The 10,149-nt window shown below is 63.7% G+C and carries 11 protein-coding genes; 3 read left to right on the top strand and 8 right to left on the bottom strand.

The genetic code is table 11. From position 1 onward, the window contains the following. Window positions 1-154 precede the first annotated feature (154 nt). The 3 genes from BFQ00_RS16000 to BFQ00_RS15990 form a co-directional block, all read right to left on the bottom strand. The gene (locus BFQ00_RS16000; protein ID WP_065934080.1) at window positions 155-1,282 is read right to left on the bottom strand and encodes an alkene reductase; all 1,128 of its coding nucleotides are present in this window, start codon (window positions 1,280-1,282) and stop codon (window positions 155-157) included. Window positions 1,283-1,376: 94 nt separating this feature from the next. After that, window positions 1,377-2,054: a type 1 glutamine amidotransferase domain-containing protein gene (locus BFQ00_RS15995; protein ID WP_065884738.1), complete on the bottom strand. Its 678-nt coding sequence runs from the start codon at window positions 2,052-2,054 to the stop codon at window positions 1,377-1,379. Next, window positions 2,051-2,680 (bottom strand): TetR/AcrR family transcriptional regulator, encoded by a 630-nt coding sequence (locus tag BFQ00_RS15990; protein WP_065934079.1) that lies wholly within the window; start codon window positions 2,678-2,680, stop codon window positions 2,051-2,053. The genes BFQ00_RS15995 and BFQ00_RS15990 overlap by 4 nt, the downstream gene beginning before the upstream one ends. A gap of 173 nt (window positions 2,681-2,853) precedes the next feature. On the opposite strand from BFQ00_RS15990, the gene BFQ00_RS15985 reads away from it, so the two are divergent. Continuing rightward, a complete protein-coding gene (locus tag BFQ00_RS15985) occupies window positions 2,854-3,795 on the top strand; it encodes a GlxA family transcriptional regulator (protein WP_065884740.1) in 942 nt (313 codons plus the stop codon). A 4-nt stretch (window positions 3,796-3,799) separates the two neighbouring features. Here the strand turns inward: BFQ00_RS15985 and BFQ00_RS15980 are convergent, their stop codons facing one another. Then, window positions 3,800-4,438, bottom strand: coding sequence for a GNAT family N-acetyltransferase (locus BFQ00_RS15980; protein WP_065934078.1), 639 nt, complete (start codon window positions 4,436-4,438; stop codon window positions 3,800-3,802). Between the two features lie 46 nt (window positions 4,439-4,484). Here BFQ00_RS15980 and BFQ00_RS15975 point away from each other — a divergent pair, with 46 nt between their 5' ends. Then, entirely contained in the window at window positions 4,485-5,357 is an 873-nt protein-coding gene (locus BFQ00_RS15975; RefSeq protein WP_065884742.1) for an undecaprenyl-diphosphate phosphatase, read from the top strand. 2 nt (window positions 5,358-5,359) lie between these two features. On the opposite strand, the gene BFQ00_RS15970 is transcribed toward BFQ00_RS15975, so the two are convergent. From BFQ00_RS15970 to BFQ00_RS15955, 4 genes are read right to left on the bottom strand one after another with little or no spacing between them, the layout of a single operon-like run. Continuing rightward, entirely contained in the window at window positions 5,360-6,184 is an 825-nt protein-coding gene (locus BFQ00_RS15970; RefSeq protein ID WP_065934077.1) for a sugar phosphate isomerase/epimerase family protein, read from the bottom strand. 1 nt (window position 6,185) lies between these two features. Further along, window positions 6,186-7,385: an NAD(P)/FAD-dependent oxidoreductase gene (locus BFQ00_RS15965; RefSeq protein WP_065934076.1), complete on the bottom strand. Its 1,200-nt coding sequence runs from the start codon at window positions 7,383-7,385 to the stop codon at window positions 6,186-6,188. Window positions 7,386-7,387: 2 nt separating this feature from the next. Further along, a complete protein-coding gene (locus tag BFQ00_RS15960) occupies window positions 7,388-7,708 on the bottom strand; it encodes a MocE family 2Fe-2S type ferredoxin (RefSeq protein WP_057721995.1) in 321 nt (106 codons plus the stop codon). 32 nt (window positions 7,709-7,740) lie between these two features. Next, window positions 7,741-8,832 (bottom strand): fatty acid desaturase family protein, encoded by a 1,092-nt coding sequence (locus BFQ00_RS15955; protein WP_065934075.1) that lies wholly within the window; start codon window positions 8,830-8,832, stop codon window positions 7,741-7,743. A gap of 162 nt (window positions 8,833-8,994) precedes the next feature. On the opposite strand from BFQ00_RS15955, the gene BFQ00_RS15950 reads away from it, so the two are divergent. After that, window positions 8,995-10,044, top strand: a complete 1,050-nt coding sequence (locus BFQ00_RS15950; protein WP_065934074.1) for a LacI family DNA-binding transcriptional regulator — start codon at window positions 8,995-8,997, stop codon at window positions 10,042-10,044. Window positions 10,045-10,149 lie beyond the last annotated feature (105 nt).

Raw genomic sequence — 10,149 nt, 5'->3', positions numbered from 1 at the left:
AGCCGTTACCGCAGCAACGGATATGTACTCGGTCCAATCCAACATCCTGGTCGGCCCAGAGGCCGCCATCGGGGGCAAGCCCCCTCCCACATTTGGACCCCGGAGCGTCAGGCAGATACCCGTTAGCTCCCTCGCCACAGGGTAGCTGTCGAACTCAGCCTGGTTGAACATATTCCGGATAATCGACATACCCCGCCTCAGTCCCGCCATACAACCCCTCAGCCTTCAACGCATTCAACGGCCAGCCATTGAAGATCCGCTGCGGCAGGTCCGGGTTGGCAATGAACGGCCGGCCGAATGCAATCAGGTCCGCCAGCCCGCCGTCCACCAGTGTTGCACCACGCTCGGCGGTGTAGCGGCCGGCATAGATGATGCGTCCACTGAAGGTGCTGCGCACGGCCTGGCGGAAGCTGTCCGGCAGGTCGGGAGCATTGTCCCAGTCGGCTTCGGCGATGGAGACATAGGCGATACCCGACTGCTCCAGCACCTTGATCGCTTCGATGTAGGTGTGGTGCGGGTCTTCTTCCACCAGGCCGATGTAGACACGCTCCTGATCGGTGCCACTGAACAACGGCGAAAAGCGCACGCCGACGCGCTCAGGGCCGACTACGCGGCACACGGCTTCGACGATTTCGCGCAAAAAGCGCAGGCGATTGTCCAGCGTGCCACCGTATTCATCATCGCGGTGGTTGGAATGGGCCGAGATGAACTGGTTGACCAGGTAACCGTTGGCCGAATGAATCTCCACCCCGTCGAAGCCGGCGTCCAGGGCATTGCGCGCCGCCTGTGCGTAGTGGCCGACCAGTTCCTCGATCTCCAGCACCGTCAGGGCGCGGGGTACCGGTGGTTGTTTGAGCTCGCCGGCACCCGGCGCCGTTTCGATAAAGGCCTTGGCCTGCAGGGCCTGGATGGCCGAGGGTGCGACCGGTGCGGCGCCGTCGGGTTGCAAGGCATTGTGGGACACGCGGCCCACATGCCACAGCTGGGCGAAGATCACGCCGCCCTCGGCATGCACCGCCTCGGTGACCTTGCGCCAGCCGTCGATCTGCGCCGGCGTGTAGATCCCCGGCGTCCACGCGTAACCCTGGCCGCGAGGCTCGATCTGGGTGCCCTCGCTGACCATGAACCCGGCGCTGGCGCGTTGACGGTAGTACCGGGCCATCAAGTCGGTGGCGATATCGCCCGGTTGCGCGCTGCGCTGGCGGGTCAGGGGCGGCAACACAATGCGGTTGTTCAGGGTGTGAAGCCCCAGTTTTACGGGGGTGTTCAACGGATGAGCCATGGGGATATTCCAAATTCAGGACGAACGAAAACACTGGCGGCTCTTGCGAGCCGCCACATGCATCAATCGGTGGGGTTAAGTCGGTGGGGTTAAGTTAAGCGGTGAGGTTCAACAGGGCCTTGGCCACTTCACTGGAGCTGCCGGGGTTCTGCCCCGTCACCAGCAGACCATCGACAATCACGAACGACTGCCAATCGGCGCCCTTCTCATACTTGCCGCCCAGTTTCTTGAATTCATCTTCCACCAGGAACGGCACGACGTCAGTCAGGCCCACGGCGGCTTCTTCCGAGTTGGAAAACCCCGTGACGCGACGGCCCTTGACCAAGGGCTCGCCGTTGACCGCCTTGACGTGACGCAAGGCGCCCGGTGCATGGCAGACCAACCCGACAGGCTTGCCGGCACGCTCGAACGACTCGATCAGCGCAATGGACACCGGCGACTCGGCCAGGTCCCACAGCGGGCCGTGGCCGCCCGGGTAGAACACGGTGTCGAAGTCATCGGCGTTGACCGCGTCCAATTTCACCGTAGTGGCAAGGGCCTGCTGCGCGGCAGGGTCGGCGTTGAAGCGATGGGTCTGTTCGGTCTGGGCATCGGGCTGATCGCTGACCGGGTCCAGCGGCGGCTGGCCACCGGCAGGCGATGCCAGCACCACCTCGGCACCGGCGTCCTTGAACGCGTAATAGGGAGCGGCAAACTCTTCGAGCCAGAAGCCGGTCTTGCGGCCGGTATCGCCCAGTTGGTCGTGAGAGGTCAGTACCATTAATACTTTCATGTTCCAGTGCCTCGATCGTGGTGAATAGCAGGGTTTTCGGGGTGGCCCAACAACTGTCGGGTCAGGCCCAGCGCCTCATCGAACGGCGCGGTGGTACGGGTGATCTTGCCCATGACGCTGGTCCCCAGCCACAACGCGTACAGGCGTCGGGCCAGGCTTTCGGCAGGTTGCTCGAGCATCAGCGAGCCGTCTTGCACGCCATGCTGCAACGCCGTGGCGAGCAACTCGATGGTGCGTGACGTGCCGCGCTGCAATGCCAGGCGCATCGGCTCTGAAAGGTCTGACACCTCGGCGCCGAGTTTGACGGCAAGGCATTTGCCGGCGTCGGTGCAGCCGGTGTGGTTGTCGATCCAGCCCTGCCAGTAGCGCATCAGCCTGGCGTAGTGTGACGCGCCCGGCTGGCTGAACAGCTGCTGCATGCCCTCGATGTAGTGATCGAAGTAGGTATCGAGCAGCACCACCCCGAACGCATCCTTGGAGGTGAAGTAGTGATAAAACGAGCCCTTGGGCACCTCGGCGGCTTGCAGGATTTCGTTCAACCCCACCGCAGAAAATCCCTTGGTGCCGACAATCGCTTGTGCACTGTCAAGAATGGTCTGCCGTGCGCTTCTGGTTTGGCTGTGCATGCTTGGCCCCTTGCGATTAGACCAGTCGTCTAGTTCGTTGGGGCAATGTTAGGGACCGGGGCGCAGGCTCACAATGTCATATCCGCAAGGATTCCGGACATTCGCCACCGGCAGTTGCCGTTTACCCGGCACGCGCCGACAATCCTCCCTCCCGCGCCCCTTGGAGAATGACGATGCACAGCGTTGCGCTGATGGTTTACCCGAACTTCCAGTCCCTGAGCCTCAGCCTGGGCTCGGTGTTCGAGTGCGCCAACCTGCTGCGGGGTGAGCCGGCCTATGCCTTTCATCTGGTGTCGGAAAGCGGCGGCGCCGTCATGACGTCCCAGGGGTTTTCGGTAAACACCACGGCGATACGTCCCGAGGGCTATGACACGCTGATCGTCAGCGGCTACCTGGAGTTTCGCCTGCCGGAAGCCAATCTGCTGGAGATGGTCAAGGCGGCTTCGGCGCAATCGCGCCGCGTGGCCTCGCTGTGCATGGGCATTTTCGTGCTGGCCGAAGCCGGCTTGCTCGACGGCAAGCGCACCACCACCCACTGGATCCACGCGCCGGCGTTTCGCAAGCGCTACCCGCACATTCGCCTGGAAGACGACAAGTTATTCGTGGTGGACGGCCAGGTTTGGACCGGCGCCGGCATGAGCGCCGGGGTCGACCTGGCACTGGCGATGGTGGAGAACGACCTGGGCAGTGACCTGGCCCGGCGCATCGCCCGCAAGTTGGTGATCGCGCAGCGGCGCGGCAGTGAACAATCGCAACTGTCAGCCCTGCTCGAACTGGACCCCAAGTCCGATCGTGTGCAACTGGCCCTGGCCTATGCCAGGGAAAACCTCACCCACGACCTGTCGGTGGACGCCCTGGCCGAGGTCGCCCGCCTCAGCCCGCGCCAGTTCAGCCGGGTGTTTCGCGAAGAAACCGGGCAGACGCCGGCCAAGGCCATCGAAGCCCTGCGCGTGGAAGCGGCACGGGCCATGATGGAAACCAGTCGCCACCCGGTCGAAGTCGTAGCCCGCGAAACCGGGTTCGGTGATCGCGAGCGCATGCGCCAGGCGTTTCTCAGGGCGTTCGGGCAACCGCCGCAGGCGATGCAGCAGGTGCTCTGCGGGCGGGGCCAGTAATCGGTCAATGCAGTGAAGCGTGGGTAATCAGGTAGCTCATCAGGTGCGGCTCATCGTCCAGCTCCAGGGTCTGCACCGGACGTGGCAGGTTATCCAGCACCGTGCGCCAGAACGCCTGGGACACTTCGTCCTGATCAAAAAAACGCACCAGCCAGTTGTCCTCGCCGCTGCACAGCACCTGGGTGGCGATGGCGCGGCCGATGCCTTTGCGGCGGTAGCGCTTGAGGATGAACAGGTCGGCCAGTTCCAGGGCGTCGATGCCCGGCAATTCGCTGCCTTCGATCAGCAGGAAGCCGGCGATATAACCGTCCACCAGTAACAGATTGGCGCTCCACTGCGGGTCTTGCCAATAGCGGGTCAGGTGCTCGTCGTGGATGTAGAAACGGCCATCGGCCTCGACGTCTTCCTGTTCCCAGTCCGAAGACTCATACGCGTAGTACTGGTAGAGATTGCGGATCAGCTCGGCGTGTTCGGGGCCGGTCTGGATCAATTCAACGGTGGTTTCAGGCATGGGGCTCTCAGTGAAAAAACGCAGGGCGCCATTGTTCACAAAAGCGCTGGCCAGCGCCAATACATTGCCCAACCTTTCTATTGGCTGAACCGATTGCAGATAGCGACCGTCCAGGCCGAAATCCTGAAACATTTAGAATAAACTTCGCCGGTTATCCCTTTTTTCAAGGACTTGTATTTTGACTAACGTCTGCTCCGCCGGCCTGGATGTGGGGTTCGCCTCCCTGGATTACCTGCAGATTTTCATCCTGGGGGTGATCCAGGGCATTACCGAGCTGCTGCCGGTGTCATCCACCGCCCATATGCGCGTAGTACCCGCCCTGCTCGGCTGGCAAGACCCGGGCTCGGCGTTTTCCGCAGCGATGCAGTTGGCGGCGCTGGCGGCGGTGGTGAGCTATTTCTGGCGCGATGTGCAGCAAGTGACCACCGGCAGCATCAGTGCCGTACGCCGGGGTGACTACAACGACCGCTGGTTCAAGCTGGCAGTGGCGATTGTGCTGGCGACGATCCCGATCTGCATCGCCGGCCTGGCGCTGTCCTCGACCTTGAATAGCTGCAACTCGCCACTGCGCGGGCTGATGGTGATCGGGATTGCCTGTGTGGTGATGGCGGTGTTGCTGGCAGCGGCTGAATTGCGCGCCCGCCACACCCGCGACGTGAGCCAGATGCGTTTGCGCGATGCGCTGATCGTCGGAGTCGCGCAGATTGGCGCATTGATCCCCGGCGTATCGCGTTCGGGCTCGACCCTGACCGCAGCACTGTTCCTGAACTTCAAACGCGAAGAAGCCGCACGGTTCTCGTTCCTGCTGGGCCTGCCCGCCATTGCCCTGGCCGGCTTGAAAGAACTGTGGGTGCTGCTGCACGCCGACATGCCCGCCCATGCCTGGCCGCATTTGATCTTCGGCCTGGTGGTGGCGAGCATTTCGGCGTTCTTCGCCATCTGGGGCCTGATGAAGTTTCTGGAACGCTTCTCCACCTGGCCGTTCGTGATCTACCGCGCGCTGCTGGGGGTGTTTTTGATCGTGGCGGTCAGCACCGGGTTGCTGGCCTGATGCTACGTTGTCGCCAGTGAGTGGTCCCACACCTGGCGAATCAGCGCCTTGAGCTTCAGCGCCTCGGCCCAGCGATCACTGAGCTCTCGGCCGTCCGCGCCGGTGATCGCGTAAGGCGGCGGGCCGAGTTCGCAGGTGAACGACAGGCTTCGCGGCGTCTCGGGGCGGGCCAGCCAGTCCTCGATCCCGTAGCGCCACCATCCGGTAAATCGCTCTACCCACGGCTGATGCTGCGGGAAATCCAGCGCCACCTGCACCTGTTCACTGCTGGCCACGCGACCATGAAAGCCCCAGCTACGGCGCAGGATGGTACGTATGTGCTCATCGTCATCGGCGTCGCCGGGCTCGGGCAATTCGCGCCCGACCACGTAGTGGGACAGATCGGCCAGCAGTTTCAAGTCAGGCATTTGCGCCAGCAGGTCGAGGGTGAACAACAGATCACTGGTCAGGCGATAACGGTGGGTTTCCAGCAGGATCGGGAAATCCACTTGCTCGGCCAGGCGTTGCCAGCCTTCGATCAACCGGCCCGCCTCGGCCTGGGTACGCGGACGCACGTCGGCTTGCAGGGTCAGGTGGTGACAGCCATAACGGTCGATCACCTCCAACGCACGCGCCAGGTCGTCCACCGTCTGCGGGAACAGTTGCCCTTCGATTTGCAAGCCGCGCGCAGCGGTGGCTGCGTGCAGGCGTGCAACTGCGTCGGCCTGCCAATAATGGTCGGTGACGCCATCGAAACCGGCGGCGGCGATGCGATCCAGTTGCGCCTCGAGCGGGCCGGGTTCGGTTTGCATCGCCCATAAGGATTGAAATACCAGCAATTGGCGCATATCAGCCTCGCAGCCATTGTTTGAGAGAAACACCCGGATCCGCCAGGGCAGCCGATGACAACGGCACACGGGCGGCGATCAGGCGTTCGCACAGCTTGATGTCCCTGGCCACGCGGTTGCCCGGCGCCCAACCGCAGGCGCCCTGCAACAGCCCGTTGTCATCCAGATAGAACAGCAGCAGGCCGCCATCGGGCAAGGGCCGGCTGACCACGCTCGGCGTCATCACACCGACCGTCTGCAAGCCCCAGTCGTACTGGTCGGACCAGAAACCCGGCACGGCCTCGAAAGGTAATCCCCGGCCGAGCAGATTCAAGGCGGCATGCCGCCCCTGAGCCTCGGCGTTGCGCCAGGTTTCCTGGCGCTGGTAAAGCCCGCCAAGACGGAACTCGCAGACGTCCCCTGCCGCGTAGATATTCGCCGCGCTGGTGCGTAACTGCGCGTCGACACGAATGCCCTGCCCCACGTCCAGCCCGGCCGCCGCAGCCAGTTCGATATTGGGTTGCATGCCGATGCCGACCACCACCAGGTCGCACGGCAGCGTGTGCCCATCCACCAGGCGTACAGCGTCGGCCTCGATGGACGCCACGGCGACATTCACGCGCACGTCCACGCCTTGCTCGCGGTGCAACGCCAGCAGCGCGTCACTGATAATTGCGGGCAATACCCGGCCCGCCAGGCGCGGGCCGGCTTCGAGCAGCGTGACCGTACAGCCCAGGCCGCGCGCGGTCGCCGCCACTTCCAGGCCGATAAAGCCGCCGCCGATAACCACCAGCCGAGTGCCGGGGCGTAACTGCTCGCGCAGGGCCAGGGCTTCGTCATGGGTGCGCAGGTACAGCACGTTGGACTGCGCCTGCGGCAGACGCCGCGCCCGGCCGCCGGTGGCCAGCAGCAATCCGCGGTAGGGCAGCCACTGGCCATCGGCCAGCTGCAGCCGATGCTGCAACGGCGCCAGCCGACTGACCGCATTGCCCGCCAGATGCTCGATACCCAGCTCGGCCAGGCGCGCGCCGTCGCACAGGCTGCAGCCGGCCAGGTCCTGACTGCCTTGCAACAGGCCCTTGGACAGGGGCGGTCGTTCGTAGGGCACGTGGGGTTCGTCGCCGATCAGGATCAGCCGACCGCTGTAACCCTCTTCGCGCAGGGTCAACGCCGCACGGCCACCGGCATGGCCGGCGCCGACGATAATCAGGGGCGCGTCCATCATCACGCCGTGACGGCGAGCAGCACCCGCCCCGCTTCGACCCGTACCGGGTAGGTTTGCAGATTGACGCACACCGGCGCGCCCAGGGCCTTGCCGGAGCGGTAGTCGAAGCGCCCATTGTGCTTGGGGCATTCGATCACATGGTCCATGACCAGGCCGTCGGCCAGGTGGATTTTTTCATGGGTGCACAGGCCGGCGGTGGCGAAAAACTCATTCTCGGCCGAGCGAAATACCGCATAGGTGTGCGCCCCATGGTCGAAGCGCAGCACGTCCTCTTCGTCTATGTCGCCCACGGCGCAGACGTCGATCCATTGATCGTTCATGGTTTTTATCTCTTATTAAAAGGAAACGAACTTCAGCCGGCAGAGACTTCTGCGTGCACGGAGGCAGGGGCTGATTCAGGCTGCCGTCGGATCGGACGCTGGACGAAATAGGTCGGGTCGCTGCGCTGCTTCCAGACCGTCGGGAGGATCTCCTTGTAGGCCTCCCACAGATTGGCGTAAGGCGGCGGGCAGTCTCGACGGATCTCTTCGTGCAATTGCGCCAGTGCGTGGAACGGCACCATCGGGTACATGTGGTGCTCGAGGTGGTAGTTCATGTTCATGTAGATAAAGCGCAGCACGCGGTTCATGTAGATGGTGCGGCAGTTGCTGCGGTGGTCGAGCACGTCTTCGGCCAGGCCCACGTGCTGGGTAAGGCCGAACAGGTAGCCGAGCCAGGCGCCATAGATGCTCGGCAAGCCCACCAGCATCAGCGGCAGCCAGCTGTGAAGGTACAAGGCGCTGCCGATGACCAGCCCATAGAGGCCTACCCAGATGCGCGCGGCGCGAAACACTTTGGGCCATTCGGATTCGGGGATGAAATCCCGTTCCTGGGCACTCATCCGGCCGATGGCATGGCGCGCCACGCCACTGAAGGTCTTCCACGCCAGGGGCAGATTGAACAGGCTCAGGAACATCATCAAAAAGCTCGGCGGGCGCGGCTCGACGATCTCCGGGTCGCGGCCGACGACGATGGTGTCGGTGTGATGCCGGGCATGGCTCCAGCGCCACACGTGGGGCTCGAAAATGCACATGAAGCTCGCCACCTGGTACAGCGCGTCATTCATCCAGCGGGTCTTGAACGCCGTGCCATGGCCGGTTTCGTGCCAGCGCGGGTTGGAGGCGGTGCCGTAGAGCACGCCATAGGCCAGGAAGAATGGCACGCAGGCCCAGGAGCCCCAGAACCAGTAGCCGCCAAAGCCGGTTGCGAACAACGCCGCGAACCAGATGGCCGTGTCGACCAGCGCCGGGCGGTCGCGGCGCTGCATCAGTTCCTTCATGCGTTTGCGCGGGACCGGCGACTGGTACCAGCGCGCCGAGACCAGGCCTTTTTCGGCGGCGCGGGCGGCCTCGGGGCCGGTCAGGCTGTAGTCGCGCCGGGCGCGGTGAGCGGTGTATTCAGGCATTGTTATTGTTCTCCGCAAGCGTAGGGTTTCAGGTGCTTTGCGAAACCAACCATAGAGCGCGGCTAAATCACCCTCAAGGCCTTGAATCCATTCCCTATCAAGCTATCATCCAGGCCCAGCGGGGCTTGATAGTTTTCTATCAAGACGCTCAAGGGGCTCGCCATGACCAACCATAAACGCCCGACCATCGCCACGGTCGCCGCCCATGCCGGCCTCAGTGTGGCCACCGTCGACCGCGTGTTGAACGCCCGCGCACCGGTCAATCCACAAACCGCCGAACAGGTGTTCCAGGCCGCCGAAGCCGTGGGTTATTTTGCCGCGCGGCTGATCGGCCAGCGCATTCGCGAACGGCGCCCGACCTACCGCTTCGGCATTCTCCTGCTGGGCACCGCCCAGGCGTTCTATGCCAACCTGGCCCAGTCCATCGGCGACGCGGCGCAGCATCACGCCACGGCCAACCTGACCTGCCAGTTCGACTACATCAATGACCGCACACCCAGCGCCATCGTCGCGCAGATCGAGCAGTTGGCCGTGCAGTGCGACGCCCTGGCGGTGGTCAGCTTCGCCCATCCGCTGATCAATGCCTGCCTTGCGCAAATCCGCGAGGCCGGCGTGCCGGTGGTGGCATTGCTTTCGGATATTCATGAGCAAGCCCGGGAACCGTATGTGGGCCAGGACAATCACGTCGTCGGACGCACCATGGGCTGGCTGCTGGCGCGCACGTGCGGTGCGCGCAAGGGCAGCGTGGGCATTCTGCTGGGGGGCCATCGCTTTCTCGGCCACCAGGCGCGGGTCGAAGGGTTGCACAGCTACCTGGCCGAACACGCGCCGGGGCTCAAGCCGCTGGAACCGCTGATCAATCTGGACAACTGCGACATCACCGAAGAGGCCACCCTCGACCTGCTCAGCCGCCACACTGACCTGCGCGGGTTGTGCGTGGTGGGCGGTGGCGGTGACGGCGTGATCAACGCCCTGGCGCAACTGCCCAAGCGCCCGGCGTTGTGCTGCATCCTGCAGGAGTCCACCGAGTTGTCGCGCCAGGCGCTGAGCCGCGGGTTGATCGATGTGGTGATGGATTCGCAACCGCGCCAGACGGCGGTGGCGTTGGTGGAGTTGCTGGTGCAATTGCAGAGCGGCGAGGGGTTCGATGCAATGCGGCATCGGGTGCATATTGCGCCGCACATTGTCACCTCGGAAAATATGGGCAGCTGAGACATGGACAGCAAATGTGGGAGGGGGCTTGCCCCCGATGGCGGCCTCAGGACCGACCAGGATGTTGGATCAGATCGAGTACATATCCGTTTCTGCGGTAACGGC

It is taken from the genome of Pseudomonas sp. 28 E 9 (genome assembly GCF_900004785.1).
Lineage (GTDB): Bacteria > Pseudomonadota > Gammaproteobacteria > Pseudomonadales > Pseudomonadaceae > Aquipseudomonas > Aquipseudomonas orientalis_A.
Note: the sequence above shows the minus strand (reverse complement) of the source record. Positions and strands in the feature narration are given on the sequence as shown.

Excerpts from the sequence above, each read along its gene's own strand:
- BFQ00_RS16000 (WP_065934080.1), bottom strand. The coding sequence starts at position 1,282 with ATGGCTCATCCGTTGAACACCCCCGTAAAACTGGGGCTTCACACCCTG.
- BFQ00_RS15995 (WP_065884738.1), bottom strand. The coding sequence starts at position 2,054 with ATGAAAGTATTAATGGTACTGACCTCTCACGACCAACTGGGCGATACC.
- BFQ00_RS15990 (WP_065934079.1), bottom strand. The coding sequence starts at position 2,680 with ATGCACAGCCAAACCAGAAGCGCACGGCAGACCATTCTTGACAGTGCA.
- BFQ00_RS15985 (WP_065884740.1), top strand. The coding sequence starts at position 2,854 with ATGCACAGCGTTGCGCTGATGGTTTACCCGAACTTCCAGTCCCTGAGC.
- BFQ00_RS15980 (WP_065934078.1), bottom strand. The coding sequence starts at position 4,438 with ATGTTTCAGGATTTCGGCCTGGACGGTCGCTATCTGCAATCGGTTCAG.
- BFQ00_RS15970 (WP_065934077.1), bottom strand. The coding sequence starts at position 6,184 with ATGCGCCAATTGCTGGTATTTCAATCCTTATGGGCGATGCAAACCGAA.
- BFQ00_RS15965 (WP_065934076.1), bottom strand. The coding sequence starts at position 7,385 with ATGGACGCGCCCCTGATTATCGTCGGCGCCGGCCATGCCGGTGGCCGT.
- BFQ00_RS15960 (WP_057721995.1), bottom strand. The coding sequence starts at position 7,708 with ATGAACGATCAATGGATCGACGTCTGCGCCGTGGGCGACATAGACGAA.
- BFQ00_RS15955 (WP_065934075.1), bottom strand. The coding sequence starts at position 8,832 with ATGCCTGAATACACCGCTCACCGCGCCCGGCGCGACTACAGCCTGACC.
- BFQ00_RS15950 (WP_065934074.1), top strand. The coding sequence starts at position 8,995 with ATGACCAACCATAAACGCCCGACCATCGCCACGGTCGCCGCCCATGCC.